The sequence below is a fragment of the Salinisphaera sp. Q1T1-3 genome (assembly GCF_003602005.1).
Taxonomy (GTDB): Bacteria; Pseudomonadota; Gammaproteobacteria; order Nevskiales; family Salinisphaeraceae; genus Salinisphaera.
Genome location: NZ_QZWD01000019.1, coordinates 37,171 through 61,525, shown reverse-complemented (window position 1 = coordinate 61,525; position 24,355 = coordinate 37,171). Strand labels below are relative to the sequence as shown.

21 protein-coding genes are annotated in these 24,355 nt (G+C 65.4%); 9 read left to right on the top strand and 12 right to left on the bottom strand.

The features are described from left to right. Positions 1–61: 61 nt before the first annotated feature. Positions 62–1,417: an arylsulfotransferase family protein gene (locus D3260_RS15065; protein WP_120099430.1), complete on the bottom strand. Its 1,356-nt coding sequence runs from the start codon at positions 1,415–1,417 to the stop codon at positions 62–64. Positions 1,418–1,496: 79 nt separating this feature from the next. Beyond that, positions 1,497–2,399: an EamA family transporter gene (locus D3260_RS15060; RefSeq protein WP_120099429.1), complete on the bottom strand. Its 903-nt coding sequence runs from the start codon at positions 2,397–2,399 to the stop codon at positions 1,497–1,499. A 225-nt stretch (positions 2,400–2,624) separates the two neighbouring features. Here D3260_RS15060 and D3260_RS15050 point away from each other — a divergent pair, with 225 nt between their 5' ends. The 6 genes from D3260_RS15050 (at position 2,625) to D3260_RS15025 (ending at position 6,128) form a co-directional block, all read left to right on the top strand. Beyond that, on the top strand, positions 2,625–3,173 hold the full coding sequence (locus D3260_RS15050) for a helix-turn-helix domain-containing protein (RefSeq protein WP_120099427.1): 549 nt from the start codon (positions 2,625–2,627) through the stop codon (positions 3,171–3,173). Between the two features lie 48 nt (positions 3,174–3,221). Next, positions 3,222–3,635, top strand: coding sequence for a fimbrial protein (locus D3260_RS15045; protein WP_120099426.1), 414 nt, complete (start codon positions 3,222–3,224; stop codon positions 3,633–3,635). A gap of 110 nt (positions 3,636–3,745) precedes the next feature. Continuing rightward, entirely contained in the window at positions 3,746–4,384 is a 639-nt protein-coding gene (locus tag D3260_RS15040; RefSeq protein WP_120099425.1) for a hypothetical protein, read from the top strand. Positions 4,385–4,387: 3 nt separating this feature from the next. Then, positions 4,388–4,771 (top strand): GFA family protein, encoded by a 384-nt coding sequence (locus D3260_RS15035; protein ID WP_120099424.1) that lies wholly within the window; start codon positions 4,388–4,390, stop codon positions 4,769–4,771. A 299-nt stretch (positions 4,772–5,070) separates the two neighbouring features. Further along, the gene (locus tag D3260_RS15030; RefSeq protein WP_120099423.1) at positions 5,071–5,712 is read left to right on the top strand and encodes a LysE family translocator; all 642 of its coding nucleotides are present in this window, start codon (positions 5,071–5,073) and stop codon (positions 5,710–5,712) included. 41 nt (positions 5,713–5,753) lie between these two features. Further along, positions 5,754–6,128 carry a GFA family protein gene (locus D3260_RS15025; protein ID WP_158583565.1) on the top strand — a complete coding sequence of 125 codons (375 nt, stop codon included), beginning with the start codon at positions 5,754–5,756 and terminating at the stop codon, positions 6,126–6,128. 298 nt (positions 6,129–6,426) lie between these two features. Here D3260_RS15025 and D3260_RS15015 read toward each other — a convergent pair whose 3' ends face one another. Next, complete coding sequence (locus tag D3260_RS15015; RefSeq protein ID WP_120099442.1) at positions 6,427–8,139, bottom strand: thiamine pyrophosphate-dependent enzyme; 1,713 nt, start codon at positions 8,137–8,139, stop codon at positions 6,427–6,429. Between the two features lie 133 nt (positions 8,140–8,272). Here D3260_RS15015 and D3260_RS15010 point away from each other — a divergent pair, with 133 nt between their 5' ends. Then, a complete protein-coding gene (locus D3260_RS15010; protein WP_120099420.1) occupies positions 8,273–8,497 on the top strand; it encodes a DUF3072 domain-containing protein in 225 nt (74 codons plus the stop codon). Between the two features lie 45 nt (positions 8,498–8,542). Here the strand turns inward: D3260_RS15010 and pepD are convergent, their stop codons facing one another. Together pepD and D3260_RS15000 are read right to left on the bottom strand one after the other, a co-directional pair. Then, entirely contained in the window at positions 8,543–10,006 is a 1,464-nt protein-coding gene (gene pepD / locus D3260_RS15005; protein WP_120099419.1) for a beta-Ala-His dipeptidase, read from the bottom strand. A 353-nt stretch (positions 10,007–10,359) separates the two neighbouring features. Continuing rightward, positions 10,360–11,280, bottom strand: coding sequence for a LysR family transcriptional regulator (locus tag D3260_RS15000; RefSeq protein ID WP_120099418.1), 921 nt, complete (start codon positions 11,278–11,280; stop codon positions 10,360–10,362). Positions 11,281–11,401: 121 nt separating this feature from the next. On the opposite strand from D3260_RS15000, the gene D3260_RS14995 reads away from it, so the two are divergent. Beyond that, on the top strand, positions 11,402–12,379 hold the full coding sequence (locus D3260_RS14995; protein WP_233544101.1) for a DMT family transporter: 978 nt from the start codon (positions 11,402–11,404) through the stop codon (positions 12,377–12,379). Positions 12,380–12,449: 70 nt separating this feature from the next. Continuing rightward, positions 12,450–13,292: an inositol monophosphatase gene (locus tag D3260_RS14990; RefSeq protein WP_120099416.1), complete on the top strand. Its 843-nt coding sequence runs from the start codon at positions 12,450–12,452 to the stop codon at positions 13,290–13,292. A 284-nt stretch (positions 13,293–13,576) separates the two neighbouring features. Here D3260_RS14990 and D3260_RS14985 read toward each other — a convergent pair whose 3' ends face one another. From D3260_RS14985 to D3260_RS14955, 7 genes are all read right to left on the bottom strand, one after another. After that, the gene (locus D3260_RS14985; protein WP_120099415.1) at positions 13,577–13,756 is read right to left on the bottom strand and encodes a CsbD family protein; all 180 of its coding nucleotides are present in this window, start codon (positions 13,754–13,756) and stop codon (positions 13,577–13,579) included. A gap of 178 nt (positions 13,757–13,934) precedes the next feature. Continuing rightward, positions 13,935–15,038, bottom strand: coding sequence for an aromatic ring-hydroxylating dioxygenase subunit alpha (locus D3260_RS14980; RefSeq protein WP_120099414.1), 1,104 nt, complete (start codon positions 15,036–15,038; stop codon positions 13,935–13,937). 841 nt (positions 15,039–15,879) lie between these two features. After that, positions 15,880–17,388: an apolipoprotein N-acyltransferase gene (gene lnt / locus D3260_RS14975; RefSeq protein WP_120099413.1), complete on the bottom strand. Its 1,509-nt coding sequence runs from the start codon at positions 17,386–17,388 to the stop codon at positions 15,880–15,882. Positions 17,389–17,407: 19 nt separating this feature from the next. Then, positions 17,408–18,235 (bottom strand): thiol:disulfide interchange protein DsbG, encoded by an 828-nt coding sequence (gene dsbG / locus D3260_RS14970; protein ID WP_120099412.1) that lies wholly within the window; start codon positions 18,233–18,235, stop codon positions 17,408–17,410. A gap of 122 nt (positions 18,236–18,357) precedes the next feature. After that, positions 18,358–19,833 (bottom strand): efflux transporter outer membrane subunit, encoded by a 1,476-nt coding sequence (locus D3260_RS14965; protein WP_199671536.1) that lies wholly within the window; start codon positions 19,831–19,833, stop codon positions 18,358–18,360. Then, positions 19,830–22,931: an efflux RND transporter permease subunit gene (locus tag D3260_RS14960; RefSeq protein ID WP_120099411.1), complete on the bottom strand. Its 3,102-nt coding sequence runs from the start codon at positions 22,929–22,931 to the stop codon at positions 19,830–19,832. The genes D3260_RS14965 and D3260_RS14960 overlap by 4 nt, the downstream gene beginning before the upstream one ends. 2 nt (positions 22,932–22,933) lie before the next feature. Next, positions 22,934–24,154: an efflux RND transporter periplasmic adaptor subunit gene (locus tag D3260_RS14955; RefSeq protein ID WP_120099410.1), complete on the bottom strand. Its 1,221-nt coding sequence runs from the start codon at positions 24,152–24,154 to the stop codon at positions 22,934–22,936. Positions 24,155–24,355: the final 201 nt, after the last annotated feature.

Here is a 24,355-nt window from a genome sequence, read left to right as displayed (position 1 = left end):
TTGCGCTGCCCGTCGTGACGCCAGGCCAGCGCCTGCTGGAAATCGATGAGCAGCAACGCTGTCATTGTGGCGCCTTGCTCTGTCGGGCCTTGTCCTCCGCCGCGCTCAGCGTGGCCCGAAACGCCGGATCCAGCGTCGCCGGATCGATGCGGCGCGCCCCGGAGACGACCGGGATCATGTGATCATTCTTGCCGGCCCGTATCGGGTTGATGTATTCCCAGACCAGCGCTTTGTCCGGTGTGACCTCCAGCAGCCGCCCGCCGTCGGATTCGGTAATCAGCGTGTTGCCGTTGGCCAGACGCTCTGCCGTCGAGCGGATCGGGCTGGCCAGCGGGGCCTTGGCCGGCCCGGTGTAGGACCACGTGATCCGATCGTCCTTCGGGTCGAACTCGTAGACGCGCGACGGATTGTTCGGTGCCATCTCGCCGAGATTGTCGAAGATCAGGATATGGCCGTTGGCCAGCACCTGCGGATCGTGCGGATCAAGCCAGTCGCCGCGTGTGCCCCAGACGATGCGTTTGGTGTCCGGATCCACCAGGATCAGCAGATTGATGTTGCGCAACATCAGCAACACATCGCCGGCCTTGCCGAATCCGAGTGCCTTGGCATCGGCTGCTGACAGCCAGTCCACCGTGTTCACGTGCAGGGCGTCGAAGTTTGCGAACCACGGCATGGCGCGTCGCAGCACAGTGGCATAGGGCGACTGTGCGAGCATCTTCGTGATCGAAACCTTCGACAGCTCCTTGCCGTCGGGCGACAGCGTCACCAGAAAATCCTCGAGATAGGGCGTGGGCACGAAGTCGAAGCCGGCCAGCGGCTTGTCGTTGAAGGCGTGCGTGAGGGTGACGATGCGACCGTCGTTGGTCAGATCCAGGTCGTGATGCACCTGGCTCAGGTATTTCCAGACGACGTTCGAGTCGGCATCCAGCTCGACGAGCCCGTAGCCCCAGGGCGTATCGTTGGCCGAGATATAGACCGCCAGCAGATGCCCGTTCGGCAGGAGCCGGGCACGTCGCATATAGATGAAATCGTCGGCCTGGGGATTCTTGACCGCTGCGCTGTCGTCCCAGATCTGGCTGAACGGCCGTTGCCATTTGTGCAAGACATGACCCTGCGCATCGATCAATCGCGCCACACTGGCATCGCCCGAGGTATAGAGCGTGTAACCCGGCTGCATCTTGGCGGTATCGGCGACGGTCGTGCCGCGTGCCGAAAAGCGGGCGCTGCGCCAGAGATCGGTCTTCAACGGCGAGGCGGCGGTTCGCGACTGGGCCAGTTCCGACTGCGCTGCCTGATAGGCATTCGCGAAGATCGGGTAGGGCCAGACCTTGAACAACGAGACGGCGATCCCGCCGGAGAAAACGAGAAAGACCAGAGCCAGGACGAACAACGCGTTCGCCAGATGAGCAGGTTTCATACACAACGGCCAATCATGGGCGGATCGCGAGTCTAGCAAGACGCACGTTATCGCCCATCATGGCCCGTTATGGCGCCGTTCAGTCAGGCCGTGGTGCCTCGTGCGCTTCGTCTTCGTCGACGCCGCCCGGCGTCAGTGTCGTGCCCATCGAGGCGGCCATCACCGCGCCGATGGCCAACCATTGAGCGGTGCCGAGTGACTGGCCGAGAAAGATCAGACCCGACAGCGCACCGAACGCCGGCTCGAGACTCATCAGGGTGCCGAACGTCGCCGTCGGCAGACGCGGCATCGCGATCATCTCCAGGGTATAAGGTAGCGCCGTGGACAACACCGCCACACCGGCCCCCAGTGCGAGCACGGTCGGATCGAGCAGGATCGACCCGGCATGCCAGGCGCCGACCGGCGCGACGAGAATGGCCGCGATACTCACGCCCAGGACTGCGCTCTGCATGCCGTTGATCTGGCCGGCCTTCTGGCCGAACAGGATATAAAGCGCCCAACAGGCCCCGGCGCCGAGCGCACAGACGATACCGAGTGGATCGAGCGCATGGCCGAGGCCCGGTTCCGGCCACAGCAGCACGGCGAGACCGGCGACGGCGATCAGCACCCACAAAAGATCCAGTACGCGCCGGGATGCAATCAGGGCGACCGACAGCGGCCCGGTGAATTCGAAGGCCACGGCGATGCCGAGCGGGATGCGAGCCAGTGCCTGATAGAACAGAAAGTTCATCACGCCGAGGGCGACGCCGTAGACCAAGATAGCGGGCCAGGCCCCGGGTGCAATACGCCGACGCCAGGGGCGGAAGATCGCGATCAGAAGCACCGCGGCAAGGATCAGTCGCAGTGATGTGATTCCGGCGGCGCCGGCGATCGGAAACGCGCTGTGGGCGAGCGAGGCGCCGCTCTGGATCGCGCTCATCGCGATCAACAGCAGCCCGACCGGCCAGAGGCGCGCCAAAAGCGGGTGGCGAGATCGAGACATGAACACTCCCGGCTGGCTCGAACGACGGCAGGGCCGTGCGAAGGCCGCACAGGATGCAGCAGAAAGTCAGGTTGTGCAATATAGTGCGCAGTGGCGCGTTCTGTCGTCGGTGTGGGCAGGCCGCGTTGCGCTGCTGCGGCGATCGTCGCAGGCTGCCGGTTGTGGCCGCCGTCCGGGCGCGCCATGGTTCGGCGGCCATTGCGACGATTCAAGACAGACCCAGGCATGACGCATCAAAAGACACTGGTCCACGTGGCCGAGAATCTCCGGCGGTTGCGTGTCGAGGCGGGGCTGAGCCAGACCGCGCTGGCCACGGCCTCCGGCGTGAGCCGTCGGATGATCGTCAATCTCGAGAAAGGGGATGTGAACGTCAGCCTCAACACCCTGGACCGGCTCGGCGAAGCTCTGGGCGTTGTTCTGTATGCGTTCATCGCGCCGCCCGATACCGCCGATTCGGCGCATATCGACGAAATCGCGTGGACCGGTGCAGTCGCGGACAGTCGCGGGCGTCTGCTGGCCAGCAAGGGCGTACGGACCGAAGTCGAGCTCTGGGACTGGTCACTTGGGCCGGGCGACATTTACACAGCCGAAGCCGACCCGGATGGCTGGACGAACATGGTGGTGGTTATCGCGGGCAGCCTCACCATAACGGTGGGCGAGACGTGCACGACCATCGAGGCCGGCGATTTCCATGTCTTTGCCAGCAACCATCCGTATCAATTCACCAATACACGCGACGAGACCGTGAGATTCGTACGCAATGTGGTGTATTGATTGGGCCTGGACCGAAGCGAGCGATCGCGTTTCGGGGCGGGTAGGCCCATGTTTTCAGGGCGCGACGCGACCCTATCGGTTGCCGGATCGGTTGCCGGATTCAACGGGGTGGGCAGCGTGCGCGGGCAGCAGGCGTTTGCGATTCGCCTGGCCTGCAATGGCGCGGCCGACGCACGGGATGCCGTTGCGCTTGTGCTTGACTACGAACCCGCCGAGTCGCTATCGGCGCGCGGTGTCCTGGCCAATCGTGCCGGCGACGATGCCGCGGCCGGCGTCGGTATCCAGATCCTGGACGACAGGGGCCAGCCCGCGCCGCCCGGTCGCGATATCGATACCCGCGCGCTGCCGCTTGGCGAACGACGCCTGCGGTTTTCGTTTTCGGCACGCTACTATCAGACCCGGGCGACGGTCACGGCCGGCCGGGTGCGCGGTCTGGCGAATTTCACGATCGATTATCCGTGAGCAGCGCGGGCGCATCCGCCGGGCGTTATTGCCGGGGTAGGCCGGCGCACACGTCGCGTTTCCAGGCAAAGTAGTCGCCTGGCCCTGCCGTTGATCGGATACGAAACGCCATGAAAACCACCGAGGCCATTGCGGCGCTTCTGGACGACCACGGCCGTACGTTTGCCGACGAACTCGGTGTGGATATTGCGCGCAACACGCCAGCGCCTTTGTTTCGTCTGCTGTGTCTGGCGCTGCTGACGAGCGCGCCGGTGCAGGCCGACATCGCCATGCGGGCTGCCCGTGCCATGGGCGAGGCGGGCTGGACGACACCGGAAAAACTGGCGGCCAGTACCTGGCAGGCGCGCGTCGATGTATTCGACGCCGCCGGCTACTCACGGGTCGATGAGAAGACCGCGACCGAGATGGTAGCCTTCAACGATTATCTGATGGATGCCTACGACGGCGATCTGCGCCGGCTCCGCGTCGAGGCCGACGGCGATACTGCTGTCGCGCTTCGGGCGCTGAAACGCTTCAAGGGTATCGGCGATACAGGGGCGGCAATTTTCTTGCGCGAGGTCCAGGCGGTCTGGCCCGAGTGCTATCCCTTTGCGGACCGGGCCAGCCTGTCGATGGCCGAGACATTGGGGCTGCCCACTGATGCCGCCAGGCTCGCCCGGCTGGTCGGCCGAGCCGATTTCCCGCGTCTGATCGCCGCGCTCGTCAGGGTTAAGCTGTCCGGTGCGACATCCCGGTACCGGGTGAATTGACGCATGGGGGATCGGCATCCCGAGACGGTTCATCGTGCCGGTCATGCCGGAGGCTGCTGCGCCTGCGGCGGCGTGCGTTTCATCGCGCACGGGCCGCTGGAGGCGGTCGGTGTCTGTCATTGCCTGACCTGTCGGCGCTGGTCCGGTTATGTCTGGGGCGCGGTGCGGCACGCCCGTGACGATATCGAGTGGCTAGCCGACGAGACGCTGTCGTGGTGGCGTTCTCCGGCGCGGGCGTGTCGAGGTTTCTGTCAGGTCTGCGGGGCGAGTCTGTTCTTCGATGCCGATCACGACGCCGGGCTGGAAATCAGGGCCGGCGCCTTCGACGGGCCGCTCGGCCGGGCCACGGCCCGACATATCTTCTGTGCCGAGGCCGGGGCTTATTAACCCGGCCTAAAAATAGATGATTTTTCGGGTTGATAACGCGCGTGTGCGACGGCACGCGCGCCACGGCCAACGGCCGTGAAGCCATTGAAAATAAAGAGACGGACAGGTGCCGGCATTTATTTTTCGATGGCGTTGAAAACAGCTGACGTCGTCAGCTGTTTTGGTGCCGGATTAATATTATCGGATGCCCGTGGACGTCGAGACCCTTGACGGCGACGCGCCGCACGGGCCGGCCGGCTGAAGCGCCGCGCCGCCCGTGCGATCATCTTGCGGATCGCCAGCGTTTCGGAGCGCCTTCGATGTTCGATTATTCGCTTGCCCACTGGCTGGGCTTCTTCGCGGCCGGTATCGCGCTCGAACTGGCACCGGGGCCGGACTATCTGTTCATCGCAACCCAGACCGCGCGTCACGGTCGGGGTCATGGGTTTGCCGCGATGTTCGGCATCTGGACCGGGGCGCTCGTGCATATCGCGGCGACTGCGTTGGGGCTGGCGGCAATCCTGGCGCGCTCGGCCACGGCCTTCGCGCTCATCAAGTGGGTCGGGGCAGCCTATCTGGTCTGGCTGGGCATCCAGGCGTTACGTCATGCCGGGCACGCCCCCGACCAGGCGACGCCGCTGGCGGCCGCGGCGCCGAGCCGGTGGATGGCCTATCGCCAGGGGATTCTCATCGACCTGCTCAACCCCAAGGTCGCGCTGTTCTTTCTGGCCTTCATTCCGCAGTTCGTGGTGCCCGGCGCGGGGCCGGTGGCTGCTCAACTCGCCTTGCACGGTGTGTTGCTGATCGGGATCGCGGCCCTGTTCGAGCCGTTGCTGATCGTGGTCGGTGCGCGGCTGGCCGGGGCATTTCGGCGACGACGGGGGCTTTCGGCCTGGGCCGAGCGTGGCGTGGGCGCGGTGTTCATCGGCCTCGGCGCGAAGCTGGCGCTGGCCCAGCGATGAGTGCTTCATGCAGGCGTGTCGGTAGCTGTGCCTGCGGCGCCGTGCGATTCACGCTGTCGGACGCGCCGGTTGACGTGATCGCCTGCCACTGCGAGACCTGCCGGCGCTGGTCCGGGTATCTCTGGGGCGCATTGCGCGTGCCGCGGCATGACATATCCATCACTGGCGATACATTGCGCTGGTGGCATGCGTCGGCGGCTGCAAGCCGCGGTTTCTGTACGGACTGCGGATCGAGCCTGTTCTTCGACAAACAGGAGGCGTCATATATCGGCGTTGCCCCCGGAGCACTCGACGATTCGACCGGGCTGATGACGACGGCCCATATCTGTATCGCCGAGGCCGGCGACTACGAGGCAATCGCCGCCGACGTCCCACAGGCGGCCGGGCCGGATACGCCCCGGGGGAACAAGCGATAGCCTCGTAGTGGCCCGCTATCGGGGGCGATACCGCACCATGTCCACGATGTCGTCGTTCGGTTTGTGCCCGCGCCGTATTTCGCATTCGAGTGGCTTGCATCCCGGGCGGCGATAAGCCCGGATGGCGGATGTATTGTCGCGATAGATGCCGAGTTCGACATCAAGCGGGTCGAAGCGGCATTCGTCGGCCGTGCACAGGACGGCCACGAGGTGATCGATGAGGCGTTGTCCGCGTTGCGCCGGCGAGACGATCAGCCGCGCGTCATCATCGAGCCTCGGCGTGCGCGACGATACGGTCCTATCGCGACCCGAAATTGTTCCGCACGAGATCCACGACTTCATTCATCCGGCCGGACAGGACCGCTTTCGTGGAATACAGCGCGGTCGAGGCAATCTGGTTGAGTTCCACGTTCGGCGGTATCACCAGCTCCATCCGATTGACCTTGACGTCCAGAATACCCGGGCCGTCGTGCGCCAGCAGTTCCCGAACGCCGGCTTCCAGGTCGTGCTTGGCCTCGACCTTGCGGCCCCACAGACCGATCGCCTGCGCCAGCACGCCGAAGTCCGGGTTCTTGAGCTCGGTATAGGCATCCAGCAGACCCTCGACCTTCTGCTCGAGTTCGACAAAACCGAGTGAGCTGTTGTTGAACACCACGATCTTGATATCGATGTCGTACTGGGCGAGCGTGAGCAGATCGCCGAGCAGCATCGACAGACCGCCGTCGCCGCACATCGCGATCACCTGACGGCCGGGAAAGGCATGGGCGATGCCGATCGCCTGAGGGTAGGCATTGGCCATGGTGCCGTGCAGCAGGCTCGTCAGGGTACGCCGCCGGCCGTTGGCCTTGATATGTCGCAGACACCACACCATTGGCGAGCCGCCGTCGGCGGTGAACACGGCATCCTCGTCGGCGAGCCGGTCGAGCGCGAGCGTGAGCTCCTGCGGATGGATCAGATCATCCGTTGCCGATGACACGGCCGCCTGGTCCCGGGCCTCGATATAACTCTGGCGACAGGATTGCACCCAATCGCGATCGGTATGGGCGCTGACGTGTTCGAGCAACGCCGCACAGGTATCGCGCACCGTGCCCACGACGCCGATATCCACCGGATGGCGCAGGCCGATCTGTCCGGCATCGATATCGACCTGGATGATCGTGGCGTCTTCGGGATAGAACTGGCGCCAGGCGAAGCTGCAGCCGAGCAGGAGCAGCGTGTCGCACTCGGCCACGGCCCGGTAGCCGCCGGCGAGACCGAAGACGCCGGTCATGCCAACTTCCAGATCGTTGCCGTATTCGATGAAGTCCTTGGCCCGGGAGGTCCAGGCGACCGGCGCGGCCAGCCGGTCGGCGAGCGCCAGGACCTCGTCGTGGGCCTCGGCGCAACCGTGGCCCGCATAGATCGATATCTTGCGCCCGGCGGCCAGCGCATCGGCGACGGCCGTGAGTTCCGTCTCGCTCGGGCGAATGACCGGTGCGAAACGACGGGCCTGCCAGATCGCGCTCTTCTGGGGCTTCATCGTAAATAGATCGCCAGGCACGATGAGAACCGCGACACCGCCTTCATTGCGTGCCTTCTGGGCCGCGAGGGCCGTCAGCCGGCCGGCGTTCTCGGCGTTGAGCAGATATTCACAGAACACACTGTTCTGGGCATAGAGCGGGCGTTGGTCGACATCCTGTGGGAAGCCAACGCCCATCTGGGCCGTGTCGACCTGAGAGGCGATGAACACGACCGGGGCGCCGTTGCGATGCGACTCGATCAGGCCATTGATGAAATGTGTGCTGCCCGGCCCGCAGGTACCGGCACAGCAGGCCAGTTCCCCGGTCAGATAGGCCTCGCCGCCGGCTGCGAACCCTCCCACTTCCTCGTGTCGGACATGGACCCAGTCCAGCGACGAGCGCCGGATCGCATCGGTGAAATGATTGATGGTGTCGCCCACCACGCCGTAACAGCGTTGCGCGCCTGCGGCATGCAGTGTCTCGACGATGATCTCAGCGACGTTGTGACTCACGAAAGACTCCGACAGCACAGTGTCGTCTCTGTATAGCACGCGCTTCGTGCCGCGCGCAGATCGCCAGTGTCTTGCATCCGGTCTGATGGCTGTGTACGTATGTACAGTCACCCATAACCCATCGGATCACGCCATGGCGGACGACCCCATCAAGAACAACGCCGACGACGACAACAGCAACCTGGAAAAAGCGCCCTCGAACTGGACCACCGGCGATGAGGCCATGACCGGTGCCCAGGCCTCCTATCTTCAGACGCTGTGCGAGGAGGCCGGTGAGACATTCGACGAAAACCTGTCCAAGGCCGAGGCCTCGCGTCGGATCGACGAGCTGCAGGACAAGACCGGCCGCGGAGAATGACTGACGAATCGGGCCGGTGACTGGACCGGCCCGGTCTTCACGTGCTCAGTGCGCGCTCGCGCCGGCCAGATCCGCGATCGTGGCCTTGAGCAGATCGTAGAACGTGGCCACTGCGGCAATATCTACCCGCTCGGTCGGGGAATGCGCGCCACGGATGGTCGGTCCAAAGGAAATCATGTCCATGGCCGGATACTTGGCGCCGATCAGGCCGCACTCCAACCCGGCGTGGATCACCTTGATGTCCGGCGACGCCCCGGTGACCCGCTCGTGAAGGCTCACGAAACGGGCCAGCAGGTCCGATTGCGGATTCGGTGCCCAGCCCGGGTAGCCGTGACCGCGCTCGGCCGGAAAACCGGCGAGTTCGAACATCGTGGCGATGCGCTCGACGTGGGCATCGCGTGCCGAATCGATGAGTGAGCGCACCATGATCTGGGCGCTGAAGACACCGTTCTGGAGTTGGATCACGCCGAGATTGTTCGATGTTTCGACCACGCCGGGTGCGGCCAGACTCATGCGTTCGACGCCGTAGGGCAGGGCATAGAGCAGGTCGACCAGGCGCTTCGTGTCGGTCGCGGACAGCGCGACGTCGGCCGCGGCGCGTTCCTGGCCGATCGTGACCTGTTCGTCCACATGTGCCAGTTCGGAGCGGAACGTCGCCTCCAGTTCCACGAGGGTGGCGGTGACTTCGTCGAAGGCGCTGTCCGGCAGGGCAACGCGGGCCCAGGCCGTCCGCGTGATGGCGTTGTCCATGCGGCCGCCGTCGTAGTCGACGAGCCGCGGTTCGTGCGGCCCCAGGGCATGGAGTACCCGGGCCAGGAGGCGATTGGCGTTGGCGCGTCCCGTGGCGATGTCCATGCCCGAATGGCCGCCGGTCAATCCGTGGACGCCAATGGCCAGCACCGTCTCGTCGGCGGCAATCGGCGTCTGCGACAATACGGTTTCGGTCGTGACGTTGGCGCCGCCCGCGCAGCCGATGCAGACTTCGCCGTCTTCTTCGGTATCCAGGTTCAGCAACAGGCGCCCGTCCAGCCAGTTCGGCGCCAACTCGCGCGCGCCGACGAGCGAAACCTCCTCGGCGACGGTCAGCAGTACCTCGAGCGGGCCGTGCACGAGCTGCTCTTCGTCCAGAATCGCCAGCGCCGCCGCTGCGCCGATGCCGTTGTCGGCGCCCAGCGTGGTGCCGCGGGCCTTCAGCCAGCCGTTTTCGACGAACGTATCGATCGGGTCCTGCGTGAAGTCGTGCGAGACCGCCGCGTCGGCTTCGGCAACCATGTCCACATGGCCCTGGAGCACGATGCCGGGCGCGCTCTCGTGCCCCGCGCTGGCCGGTTTGACGATGCGTAGATTGCCGGCGGCATCCCGAGTGTGCGTCAGACCCCTGTCATCGGCCCAGGCCTCGATCCGGGCCAGAATGGCGTCTTCATGCCAGGAGGGCCGCGGCGTATTGCAGAACGTCCGGAAATGCTGCCACAGCAATGGCGGGGCGAGATCGTCTAGATGTTCGTTCAAGGTCGTTCTCCATCCGGGATAGATGGGCGAGGATAGGCAAAACCGGTACCAGCTTGCCAGGGCCTGCCGATGTGGCGTGCGGGGGCTCTCGTCGAGAGGCCGTCGTATACCCGGCGAGGTACGGGACGCCGATCGTGGCGTGCCGCGATCCCGGCTCGCCATGCCACAGCGTCTTTATAGTCCATGTTTTTCATGAGTCGGCCCCGTTCGGGACAGACGCTCCAACGCAGGACACCACGGCAATTCAGCGTGCCGACGCCGAATGACGCGTGCGGCCCACAGTCCATTTCAGGGCGCGCTTGGCGCGGCTACGCGAGCAGCGGCGACTACTGGCTCGAGCGGCCACGACGTGTTCAGGCGAGCTCGCCGCGCAGCCAGTCGCAGACGATTCGACGCCGGACGTCGTCGCCGTCCGGATCGGCCGCGAAGACAGACAGGCCGCGCGGCAGCGTGAGTGACTCGGCGACCGGGCGAACGAGCTGACCGCTGCCCAGCAGCTGTTCCAGTCCGCGTGCCCAGCCGAGGCCGATGCCCTGACCCATCAGCACCGACTGCAGCATCACGGGGTAGTTGTCGAACGAGGGGCCGGACGTTGGCCCGGCGCCCGATTCGACCCGCGCACCGGTCTGTTCGGCGATGGCCGAGAACCAGTCGGTCCAGCCGAGCCAGCCGTCGTGATCGTCGTTGCGGCAATGCAGGATCGGGTACCGGTGGAGGTCGGCGAGCGCGAGACCGTGCGCCTCGGCCAGCGCCGGGCTGCAGACCGGAAAGACGGCATCGGGTACGGAAAACAGAGGACGCCGTGTGCCGCTCGGCCGTGTGCTGCATTGTAGTGCCAGATCGAAGTGGTCCTCGGCCTGAGTCAACGGCTGGGTCGAGGCGTTGACCCGGAGTCGCAGCGCGGGATGGGCGGCATGAAAGGCCGGCAGGCGCGGGATCAGCCAGTACATGGCGACATAGAGCTCGGCGCGCAGCACGATATCGTTGGTATCGCCGTGTCGGCGCAGGCGCTCGACCGCCGCGGCAATCGTCTCCAGCCCGCCGCGCATGGCGACGGCGAGCTCGGTACCGGCCGGCGTGAGGGCGACACAGCGATGATGACGCAGGAAAAGCGCGGTTCCGAGATCGGTCTCGAGCGCGCGGATCTGGCGGCTGATCGCGGCCTGCGTGAGCGACAACTCGGCCGCGGCACGGGTAAAGCTTTCCAGGCGGGCCGCGGCCTCGAAGGGCAGAAGCGTGGCCAGTGGGGGCAGGCTGCGACGCAGGCGACTCATGGGCTCACATTACCCTGAGTCATGTCACCCGATCAAATCATCGTGTGACGCCGGCCGGCCGGCGCGACAGGCTGCATCCACGTTGTTCTGTGGGGAGATCAGTTTGTTCGGCCTGTCTCGAATGGAACGGGGGGCCGTCGGTGGCCTCGGCTGGATCGTGTTGTCGGCGGTCCTGCTGGCGCTGGCCGATGCGCTCGTCAAATGGCTCAGCGATACGCTCAGCGTATGGCAGTTGGTCACCCTGCGTGCGCTCGTTGCCCTGCCGCTGCTGGGCGGTGTCATGTGTCTGACCGGCATCCGCCGGCGGGACGGGTGCCGGCCGGTCTGGGTGGGCGTGCGCAGTCTGTTGCTGGTGGCCATGTGGCTTCTGGTCTATCTCGCCCTGACCGGTCTGCCCCTACCGGCTGTCTCGGCCGCACTTTACAGCGCGCCGCTATGGATCACGTTGTTGTACGGGCTCCGGCGAAAGCGTCGCTTGCACGGCTTCGAGGTCGGTGCGGTCGTGATTGGCTTCTGCGGTGTGCTGATCCTCCTGCGGCCCGGTACAAGCGCGTTCTCCGCGATGTTCTGGCTGCCGCTGGCCGGCGCTGTGCTGTACGCCCTGGCTGCCATGCTCACGGCCACGTATTGTCACGACGAGTCGCCGCTGGTGCTCGCGCTCGGCCTGCAGCTGGGGTTTCTCGGCGTGGGGCTCGCCGGTCTCGTCGGGTTGTCGGCCTGGCCGTTGCCGCCGGCCTGGCAGCAGGCCGCCCCCTTCATCGCAACCGGCTGGCATCCGCTGACGAGCCCCGGCCTTGTCGAAACAGCGGCCTTGATCGCCGGGCTCGCCGTGATTGCCGTAGTGGCCAGTGCCGCGATGGCGCGGGCCTATCAGGTCGCCCCCGCGCCGCTGGTGGCCGCGGGCGATTACAGTTATCTGGCGTTTTCCGCCCTGTGGAGTCTGTGGCTGTTCGGCCAGACGCCGGATGGCTGGGGGGCACTCGGCATCGGCCTGATCGTCTGTGCCGGGTTATGCGCTGTCCGCGGCCGTGGTGACTGTGCTGCGAAAACCCGCGTGCCAGTCCGGCGGGCGCGATTGGGGCCGGGGGCGAGGTCATGAAGCCGATCGCGTCCGGCTTTGTATCGTGCGGCTGCTATTCTGGCCGTCAATTCATACCAGTAAGTCAGTCATGACCGCGACTCCAACGTTCGACAGCATCGCCCGGCATCGACTTATCGATATCGTTCGGGATGCCGCCCGAGCCGAGATCCTGCCGCGCTTTCGGCGTCTGTCGGATAACGAGATCCGCGCCAAGAGTGCGCCCGACGATCTGGTCACCGATGCCGATCAGGCGGCCGAGGCCCGCATGACGCAGGCGATCGCCGCAGCGTGGCCGGACGCCGTGATCATCGGTGAAGAGGCTGTGGCAGCCGGGCATTCCGATGTGGCCGACATCGCGACGGCCGAAACAGCGATCATCATCGATCCGATCGACGGCACCTGGAATTATGCGCGCGGCCTGAACCAGTTCGGCGTCATCATCGCGGTGACCTGCTTCGGCGAGACTGTCTTCGGTCTACTCTACGATCCGCTGGCCGACGACTGGATCACGGCCACACGCGGCGAAGGCGCCTGGTTCGGCGCGCCCGACGGCACAGAGAAACGCCTCGATGTCGCCACGCGATCGGCACCGGCGCAGATGATCGGTTCGACGTCGCTGCATCTGTTCGCCGAAGCCGAGCAACGCCGGCTTGCTGCGCTCTACCCGGACTTTGCGCGTGTGATGTCGTTTCATTGTGCCTGTCATGAGTACCGAACCATGGCCTTCGGTCACGTCGATTTCATGCTCACGTCCAAGCTCATGCCCTGGGATCATGCCGCCGGCGTGCTGGTGATCGAGGAAGCCGGCGGGCATGCCGCCACGCTCGATGGCCAGCGCTATGCACCGACGCGCCATCAGGGGCGCATGCTCGTGGCCACCTCGCGCGAGAACTGGACGCTTCTGCAGGATCGGCTCAGCTTCCTCGCGTAAGCGCCGGCGCACCGGTCGTGTCTGTGCCGCTGGCGCCGTATCGGCGAGGCGCCCGTGCTGATCCAGGAATCGTTCACGCTTGGCTGATCAGCTCTTTTGCGACGATCGATTCGCGCCGGGTCGACGGAATAGCCGCGGGAGATATTCGTCCGCATCACATGGCGTGGCCACGCGATATACGATGAATCGAGTGTCGTGATCGATCACAAAAAAAGACCGGGATCGATGACCCCGGCCCGATATGTCGATGCCCGTGAGCAGGCATCGGTCGCGACATGCGGCGATCAGAGCTTGTCGCGTACCTTGTCCTTGGCCTCGCCGACCTTGTTCTGGACCTTGCCCTTGTTTTTCTGGGCGTTGCCCTCGGCTTGCTTTTCCTCGTCGCCGGTCAGCTTGCCGACCTGCTCCTTGACCGTGCCCTTGATCTTGTCAGCGGTGCCTGCCTTGCGATCTTCGTCAACCATGGGAATCCTCCGGATTCATTGGCGGCCCACGTACTGGGCGCCTGGCGTCTACCGGTCCTGTCCGGCAAACGCATCAATTGACGGCCGGTACGGCCGACAGGTCATCCGACCTGCACCTCGAACTTAGGCTTTGGTCTGATAAGTTGCTATCAGGAAGAATACGTAGCGTCTGGATGTTTTATAGCGGCACGCCCTGCTCGACGAGCAGGTGCCTGAGTTTCTGGATGATCGGGAAGATTTCGTTGTTTTCATCCCGGCCCTGAGCGTCGAAGGCACGCTGTTCGGCTTCCACGATCGCTTCGTCCTGGCCGAAGATACCGTTGGTAAACGCGACGATGAATGGCCAGAGCAGGTGGATCGTGCCGGGCACGCCGGGTTTTCGCACCGACATCAGGCCGAACGTATGGTTGTGGCGTTGGGCGGCATCGGTCGGCACGTAGGCATTCCACAGATCCAGCGCCGGCTCGCTGGCGCCGGCAGTCCAGAACTGCAGCGTCTGGTAGGGATAACCCGTGCGGATGGTCATGATGTCCTTGTCTTCCCGGGCTTCGGCCTTGGCATCAGGGGTCTTCGTGCGCCGCCCGAGCATGAATTTCTCCCCGATCGGCTGTTTGCCCGCCGCGCGATGGAAGGTGTAGTCGACTTCCACCCAGCCGTCGCCTTCGCGGATATCCAGTGCCTTGGGGTTGATGCTGCCCATGAGGCTGCGATGCAGATACTGATGGTTCATGTCCATCAGATTCTCGTGCATGAACGAGTAGTGGCAGGCGATCCGCCGATCGAGGTAGCGCGTGCGATAGGCCGGATTGCCCTGGGTGGTGATCTGTGGAAACGTCAGAATGCCGGGCGCATGGACATTGCCGGGGTAGACAAAGATCAAGCCATAAGCCTCGACACAGGGATAACTCTTCACGCCGTTCGGCAGGCCCTTGCCTTGATCGAGATACGGCACGTTGATGCAGGCGCCCGTGTGGTTATAGGCCCAGCAGTGATAGGTACAAAGCAGGCGTTCGCCCTTGACTTCGCCAAGCGACAGCGGGACCTGACGATGTGCGCAGCGATCCTCGAGGGCGAAAACCCTCCCCGTGGCGGTCCGGGCCAGCACGATCGGCTCGCCGGCGAAGGAGACGCCGAGCGTGCTCGCACGACGCAGGTCGCGTGCCCGGGCCAGCGGATACCAGTGATCGGGGGCGATCCCGGTCTTGCGGATATCCCGCGCCAGCGGACGGCCCAGGCCCCGGTCGGCGCGGCGATCGATGGAAACAGACGAAGCAGTCGGCATGGGCAATCCTGTGTCGGCATGAACGAGGCGGTAGGTCAGTTGTAGCAGACTGGCCGCCTCCGGTACCGGACGATGTCGGCTGCTGGCTCGACGGCGTACCTTCGTTTTAGGGCCTGTGATTAATCCGGCACCAAAACAGCTGACGACGTCAGCTGTTTTCAACGCCATCGAAAAATAAAGGCCGGCACTTGTCCGTCTTTTTATTTTCAATGGCTTCATGGCCGTTGGCCGTGGCGCGCGTGCTTTCGCGCACGCGCGTCATCAACCCGAAAAATCATCTATTTTGATGCCGGGTCAATAACACGTCCCGCGTGCGCCGCGTCGGCGCTCATTTTTTTTGCAAGACAAGGCATCGGGCACGTACGGCCGTCATTCTGGCGTCGCGAACGACAACGCCGGCTTGCGCAAAGAATGACCGCCGTCCTGTCGGGTTGCGCTCAAGAAGCGGCCATGCGGCGTTGCACGGCTTGACCTTGGCATGACCAGAGCCGGTGCTGCGCGCCTTGCCTGGCCGGTTTTGGGCGGCAACGCGGTCATGCGCGAAGTGTTATTAATCCGGCACCCAAACAGCTGACGACGTCAGCTGTTTTCAACGCCATCGAAAAATAAAAGCCGGCACTTGTCCGTCTTTTTATTTTCAATGGCTTCACGGCCTTTGGCCGTGGCGCGCGTGCTTTCGCACACGCGCGTTATCAACCCGAAAAATCATCTATTTTTATGCCGGGTTAATAACAGGCCCTAGGTGGAAATAATTGTATGCGAGGCCTTTGACCAGGCGTTGGCACAGGCTGTCGAACACCGGGCCGACGACCTGCGGCCCGGGTTGTGCCCGCGCGACAAATCAGCGCGGGCGTCGCCGTCGGGCGGCCAGAAGCCCGCCAACCGCGGTGATCAGCAGGCCAAGCAGCACGACCGTATTGCCCCATCGGGCATACGGCGTGAGGCCGCTGTACGGACGAGCCTGGCCACTGACCACAGCCTGCTCGAAGTCCGGGGCCCGCTTGTCGACCGTGCCGTCCGGCGCCACGATGCCGGTTACCGCGCTGTTGTCGGCACGCAGCAGATAGCGTCCGACTTCGACGGCGCGCATCCGTGCGATCTCGAAGTGCTGGTCGGGCCCGATCGAGCGGCCGAACCAGGCATCGTCGGAGACATTGACCAGTATTGCCGCGGGCGGTACGTCACGGGCCAAAAGAGCGCCGAAGATATCTTCGTAACAGATCGATATGGCCAGCGGAATGCCGGCGGCCGTGATCGGCGGCTGTTCGCTCGCGCCCGCGGTGAAGTCGGCATAGGGCATGCCCGAGGCTGCCATCCAGCGGCGCACCACGGCCGGCACCGGGAAGTATTCGCCGAACGGCACGAGATGACGCTTGGCATAGAAGCCGTGACCGGCGCCGACGGCCACGACACTGTTATAGATCGCGCCGTTGGTCGTATCGGCCCGCAGTAGCCCGGTGATCAGCGTGCTGTCATGCGCGGCCAGCCGATGCCCGAGCGCTGTCAGCGAGGACGCCACATCACGGTAATAGGCCGGGATGGCGGTTTCCGGCCAGATCACCAGGTCGGCCTGCCAGTGACCACGGGACAATCTGGAATAACGCGAGATCGCATCGTCGACGGCCGCGGCGGACCATTTCGCCTGCTGGGCCACATCCCCCTGGACGAGGGCGACACGGATCGCCGGGCCACTTGGCGCGGTCCAGCCGATATGGCGGGCCCCGTAACCGCAGGCCCAGATCGCGGCCACGCCGGCCAGCGCATAGCCGGTACGGCGCGGCCGGATGATGATCCATGCCAGCAGTCCGGCGGTCAGGGCCGTCGCCCAGCTGACGCCGAACACGCCGGCGATCGGCGCATAGCCGACCAGGGGCGAGTCGATCTGCGAATAGCCGATCGAGAACCACGGAAAGCCGGAGAAGATCCAGCTGCGCAGCCATTCGATCGCCGTCCAGACCAGCGGCAGCCACAGCAGGAGCCGGAGGCCGCTACCGGCCGGCGCAAGCCGGGCGGCCAGCGTGGTCGACAGCCCGATGAACAAGGCGAGCAGTACGACCAGCCCGACCAGCAGCGCCACAGCGAGCGGCAGCGGCGCGCCGCCCACGCCCGACAGGGCGATGAGGATCCAGTGGCTGCCGGCCCCGAACTGGCCGAGCCCGAACCCGAAGCCCACGAGGGCGGCCCGGCCGGGCCGCGCATGGGCGGTGAGCACGAACAGCCCGGCCAGGGTCAGCGGCAGCAGCCAGAAGTGGCCGAACGGTGCGAATGCACCGACCGAGACCACGCCCAGAAGTGCGGCCAGCCCGAAGGCCGCGCCGCCGGCCGTCAGGTCGATCGACCGAGGTATCATGACGCGCGGCACGCCGGCATCACGGCTTGTCGTTCACGACATGGGTCTTGAGCCAGTCGGTGCCGGGCGCGCCGATTTTGGACTGCCACTGGCCGTCTTCCTTGTAGATCAGCGTCGGCGTGCCCGAGCCGCCGGCTTCGGCCATGAGCTTGGCGTGTGCCTTGAGCTGTTGCTGCAGATCGTCGCTGATGTCGGTGGCCGGCTTGATGCCGCCCTGTTCGGTCGACTCATCGAAGCCGTTCTCGTTCTCGAGCAGGGCCTTGACCGGGTTCTTGGCGCTCAGGATGGCGGCTGCGCGTCCCGGGCTGGAATCCTTGAGGAAGCCGACCATCGCCCACTGGAGCTGGATCTTGCCGGCCTTGACCAGCGGCTCGGCCTGCTCGTAGAAGCGATGACAATAGATGCAGTTCGGATCGGCGAAGACATATACGACCGGGGCATCGTCCGGGCCCTGCTGCACGAGCCGGTCGCCGTCCTTGAGCTGGTCGACGATCTTGCCCAGATCCGGCTTGGGCACGTATTTCTGTTCGTACTGGTCGGACATGTTCGTGCCGTCCGGGCCGACGATGCGACCGACCACCAGATAGCCGTGGTTGCCATAGACCACCTGATGCTGGCCGGATTGTTCGAGTACATACCCGGTCAGGCCGGGTACATCGGTCGGAAAGGACTTGATCACATCGACCTGGCCGGACTTGACGGCTTTTTGCAGCACGCCGGGCAGCTTGTCGGTGGCCGGATTGTCCGTGGCGGACTGATCGGCGGCCAGTGCCGTGCCGCCAGTCGCGCCGAGCAGTGCCAGACCGGCGACGAGCGCGAGCGCGCCGCGCAGATGTGCCAACCCCATATATGTCTCCTGATGCAAAGGATCGCGCGGACGCGCGTCGAGCGTGTCTTGGTGTGAAAGCCCGGCCAATCTACCGTAAATGCCCGAGCGGTTGGGCAACGCGGTCGGCGCGGGTTGCTCGACTATGGGCCGGCGCTTTCGGCCAGACCGCCGCCGCCCAGCACCTTGTAGAGCGTGACCAGATTGGTCTGGCGCGCCAGTCGGCGATCGATCTCGTTCTGACGCGCGCTGTAGAGCGCGCGCTGCTCGACCAGCGTGTCCTGATAGCTGTCGGTGCCGGCCCGATAGCGTGCCAGTGACAGTCGATAGGCCCGGGCATTGGCGGTCACCAGACGCGTTTGGGCATCGATCTGATCATCGATGGTCGCGCGTATCGCCAGAGCATCGGCAACTTCGCGAAAAGCCGTCTGTAGCGTGGATTCGTAGTCGGCGAGATCGATATCCCGCTGTACATGGGCCAGATCGAGCTGGGCGGCACGCGAGCCGCCGTCGAATATCGGCACGTCCATGGCCGGAGTGACCGACCAGCTGCGATTGTCATCGGCGAACAGGCCACTCAGGCCGCTGGTGGCCCAGCCGGTCGCCGCGGTCAGGCTGATGCGGGGGAAGAATGCGGCGCGGGCGGCACCGATCGAGGCATAGTCGCCGCGCAGCGTGTATTCGGCAGCGATCACGTCCGGCCGGTTGACGAGCACCCGTGACGGAATGCCGGCCGGCAGTTTCTGGCGTACCGCGTCCTCGGGCAGTTCGGCGCCGGGCAGGGCCGAGGCCGGTACCACCGTGCCGGCGATACGGTTCAAGGCGTTGCGATCCTGGGCGATGGTGGTGGTCAGGCTTGCCACGTCCACCCGGGCCGACTCGACGGCCGATCGGGCGTTGGCCACATCGGAGCCGGAGGCCACGCCATAGTCGTGACGGGCCTGGACGAGTTTCAGGTTGTCGCGCTGGTTGGCCAGCGTCTGGCGGGCCAGGGCGAGCCGGGACTGGTCCGCAGCCAGCGTCAGCCAGCGGGTGGCCACTTCGCCGATCAGACTGATCTGCGTGGCGCGGCGGCTGGCAGCCGAGGACAGCAACGTATTCAGTGCCGCTTCGCGCTGATTGCGCAGGCGCCCGAAGAAATCGATCTCGTAGCTGGCGAACCCGAGTTCGGCCGACAGACTCCTGGAGACCGAACTCTGGTTGGCCAGATTGCCGCTGGCCGTATCGTCGCGTCCGCTGGTTCGACCGGCCCGGGAGAAGGTTGCACTGCCCGAGGCGTCCACGCTCGGAAACAGGTTCGACCGGGTATCGTGATACTGGGCGCGGGCGGCTTCGATATTCAGTGCGGCGACCCGCAGATCCCGGTTGTGGGCCAAGGCCAGCGCGACCGTGTGGCGCAGGCCCGCATCGACGAAGAAATCGCGCCAGCCGAGATCCGCGACATCCGTTGCGGTCACCGGCTCGGGCGCGCCGTAGGCCCCCACGCTCGGCCAGAGCTGCGGCGTTACCGGGGCCGGGCGCTCGTAGTCGGGGGCGAGATTCGCACAGCCGGTCAGCGCGACCAGTGACAACCCGGCCAGTGTCCGGCGCGAGATCCGGCCGATCATGGCGTGATTCATCGCGCGATGGCTCCGTCGTCGGTCAGGCGTCGCCAGCCGGCGCGCGACAGGACGAAGAACACCGGCACGAAGACGATCGCCAGCAGCGTGGCCGCGATCATGCCGCCGAACACGCCGGTGCCCACGGAATTGCGGGCCCCGGCCCCGGCGCCGGTGGAAATGACCAATGGAAAAACCCCCATCCCGAAGGCCAGCGAGGTCATCACGATCGGGCGCAGGCGCAGCCGGACGGCATGCAGGGCGGCCTGAACGAGCGTTTCGCCGTGTCGCTCCAGCTGGTGGGCGTATTCCACGATCAGGATCGCGTTCTTGGCCGACAGCCCGATCGTGGTCAACAACCCGACCTGGAAATACACATCGACTGGCATGCCGCGCGTCAAAATCGCCAGCAGCGCGCCGAGCACGCCGAGCGGGACGACCAGCATCACCGCGACCGGGATCGACCAGCTCTCGTAGAGTGCGGCCAGACACAGGAACACGAAACCGATCGAGACGGCATACAAAAGCGGTGCCTGGCTGCCGGCCTGTTGCTGTTGCAACGAGATGCCGGACCACTCGAAGCCGATGCCCTCGGGCAGATCGGCGACCAGGCGCTTGACCTCGGCCATGGCCGCCGAGGTCGAGACTCCCGGCGCCGGCTGCCCGGAGACGGCGTAGGCCGGCACGCCGTTATAGCGTTCGAGTTCCGGCAGCCCGCTCGTCCAGTGCGTGGTCGCAAAGCTGGAAAACGGCACCATGTCGCCATCCGCGTTGCGGACATACCAGTCGTTCAGGTCATCCGGCTGCATACGAAACGGGGTATCGCCTTCCATGTAAACGCGTTTGACGCGCCCCTCGTAGATGAAGTCGTCGACATACGAACCGCCGAAGGCGGTCGACAGGGTGTTGTTGATATCGGCGATCGAAAGCCCGAGCGCACGGGCCTTGGCATCGTCGATATCGATGGCGAACTGGGCGTTGGGGTCGGTCACGTCCGAGCGCATCTGAGCCAGCAGCGGGCTGTTGCGGGCCGCGGCCAGAAACTGTTTGCGGGCCGCGGTGAGGGCCGGGCGGCCGAGCCCGCCCAGGTCCTCGAGTTGCAGCTCGAAGCCGGACGAGTCGCCCAGATTGCGCAATACCGGTGGGTTGAGCACATAGATGCGGGCATCGCGGATCGCGGACAGCGCCGCCGTGGCCGCGGCCGCGATCGCCTGGGCCGAGCGATTGTCACCGGTGCGCTCGGACCAGTCCGTCAGATGCACGAAGGCTCGCCCGGTGTTCTGGCCGGTACTGCCGGCGATTGCGAAGATCGACTGCACGTTGGGCTGCTGGCGGAAATAGGTATCCACCTGGTTCATGACCTCGACCGTGCGCTGGGATGTCGCTCCCGGTGGCAGCTGGATCGAGACCATCAACACGCCCTGGTCCTCGTCCGGCAGGAAGCTGCCCGGCAGATGCGTGAACAGCCAGGCCACGGCAAGCACGATCAGGGCGAAGGCCAGCATCACCAGGGCGCGCCCGCGAATCGCTCGAGAGACGAGGCGGGCGGCCCCGGTCGCACTGGCGGCCACCCCGCGATTGAACGCCGCGAACACCCGATTGGGCGCCCGGCGCTCGGTATTCGGCTTGAGTAGTGCGGCACACAGCGCCGGCGTGAGAATGAGTGCCACGCCGACCGATAACACCATGGCCGAGGCGATGGTGACCGAGAACTGGCGATAGATGACGCCAGTGGCCCCGGGAAAGAAGGCCATCGGCAGAAAGACCGCCGAGAGCACGAGCGCGATGCCGATCAGTGCGCCCTGGATCTCGCGCATGGACGTGATCGTCGCCTCGCGCGGAGACAGCCCCTGTTCGGCCATGACGCGTTCGACGTTCTCGACCACGACGATCGCATCGTCGACCAACAGGCCGATCGCCAGTACCAGCGCGAACATGGTCAGCGTGTTGATCGAATAGCCGAACGCGGCCAGCACGCCGAAGGTGCCGAGGATGACCACCGGTACCGCGAGCGCCGGAATCAGTGTGGCCCGCCAGTTCTGCAGAAACAGGAACATGATGGCCACGACCAGCACCACGGCCTCGATCAGTGTCTTGACCACCTCCTTGATCGAGGCGCGTACGAACGGGGTGGTGTCGAAGGCCACATGGGCCTTGAGGCCGGCCGGGAAGAAAGCGGCCAGATCGTCCAGGCGTTGTTCGACCGCGGTGGCAGTGCCCATGGCGTTGGCACCGGCAGCCAGCTCCATGCCGAGACCGGCAGCTCGATGGCCGTTGTAGCGAGCGATTTCGGAATACTCGTCGGAGCCGATCTCCACGCGCGCGACATCGGAAAGCCGGACCAGGGAGCCGTCGGGATTGGCCTTGACGATGATATCGGCGAACTGGTCCGGCGAGGTCAACCGACTGCGCGTACGAATGGTGGCGTTGAGCTGCTGGCCGGGCGCTGCGGGCAGGCCGCCCAGCTCGCCGGCCGAGACATCCGCGTTCTGGGCTTCGAGCGCCGCGCGGATGTCGCCGGGCACCAGATCGTACTGATTGAGCTTGTTCGGGTTGAGCCAGATACGCAGCGCGTATTCGGCGCCGAAATTGCGTGCCTGGCTGATGCCGGGAACCCGGGCGAGCGGATCGGTCAGGGTCGAGGCGATATAGTCGCCGATATCGGCCTCGTCCATCGCGCCGTTGGTCGAGGACAGGGCGAAGACCAGGAAATAGTTGCCGCCGGACTGGTAGGTGCGCACGCCCTGCTGCTGGACCGAGGCCGGCAGGCGGGCCAGGGCCGACTGCAGCTCGTTCTGGACCTGGACCTGGGCGATGTCCGGATCGGTGCCGGACTGGAAGGTCAGGCGCACGCGCGAGCTGCCCGAGGAATCCGAGCTGGATTCGATATAGAGCAGATTGTCGATGCCGGTCATCGACTGTTCGATGATCTGGGTCACCGAGTTCTGTGTTGTCTGGGCGTTGGCGCCGGTATAGGTCGCCGCGATCGAAATCGTGGGCGGCGCGATTTCCGGGTACTGCTCCAACGGCAGCGTGAAGATCGACAGCAGCCCCGCCAGGCTGACCACGATCGCGATGACCGTGGCGAAGATCGGCCGGTCGATGAAGAATCGCGACATGATCAGCCGGCGTCCGGCGGTGTCGTGTCGGGGCCGTTGCTCGTCGTGTTCGTCGCCGGTGCCGGCTGCAGGTTGCCATCGCGCACAACCAGCGGTGTGGTCGTGACTCGATCGCCGACCTGAATCTGACCGGCCCCCTGGACGACCACCCGATCACCGGCCGTGAGACCGTCGGTGACGCGCCAGCGATGATCGTCAGTGGCCCCGGCGATGGTCAGGGCTTTCTTCTCGACCGTGTCGTCGGCGTCGATCACGAACGCGCTGGGCTCGCCCTTGCCATTGCGCGAGACCGCCTGCTGCGGCACCAGCAGTGCCCTCACATCGATGCCCTGGGTCAACGTGGCGCGAACGTACATGCCGGGCAACAGATCGTGAGCCGGATTGGGCACGATCGCGCGCAGCATCACCGCGCCGGTATCCGAGTCCACGGTCACGCCGGAAAAGGCCAGCTTGCCGTCGAGCTGCAGATCGCTGCCCTCGGGCGTGACGCGCACCGGGGCGGCATCGTTGTCGTCGGTGGCCAGCCGTCCCGAGTCGATCGCCTGCTTGAGCGCAAGATACTGGGTCGCCGACTGCTGGATATCGACATAGATCGGATCGAGCTGGGTGATCGTGGTCAGTGCCTCGCTCTGGTTGGTCGTCACCAGCGCGCCGGCGGTCACCGTGGACGCGCCGATGCGTCCGGCGATCGGTGCCTTGATGCGGGTGTAGCCAAGATTGATGCGCGCGGTCTTCAGGCTGGCCTTCGCGCTCGCCACGTCGGCCTTGTCCTGGGCCAGCGTGGCCACCGCGTTGTCGCGATCCTGCTTGGAGATGGCATCGATCTTGGCGAGTTCGGTATAGCGTTTGGCCAGCGGCGCGTCCGACTGCAGGCGCGCCCGAGCCTGGGCCAGCTGGGCCTCGGCCTCGTCGACGGCCGCGCTGTAGCGGGCCGGGTCGATCCGGTAGAGCACGTCCCCGGCCGCGACGTCGGCGCCCTCCGTGAACAGGCGTTTTTCGATGATGCCCTCGACCTGCGGTCGGACCTCGGATTGCTGGGTGGCGCGCGTGCGGCCGGGCAATGTTTCGCGCACGGTATAGCGCTGCGGGGTGACGACATAGACACCGACATCGCGGACATCGGCCTGGCGGGCCGGTGCGTCGGTCTGCGAGCAGCCGGCCACGACAGCCGCGCCGATCAGAAGCGCCAGGCCGGCGATGTGCCGAAAACGCAATACGAGCAAGACGGTGGACCCCCAACAGCAGATATGGATACGGCCGCCAACGCCCGCGGTCGGCCGGCAGCGGACATTGCGTGCTCGCCCCCGAGCACGCGCGCCGATGCGCGACCGAGTCTATCTCACCCGGGGCAGCGATCGGCCATCCCGATTACGGGGCGATCGCCGGTGCCGATGCGCATCGCGCACAACAGCATGCACGACGTG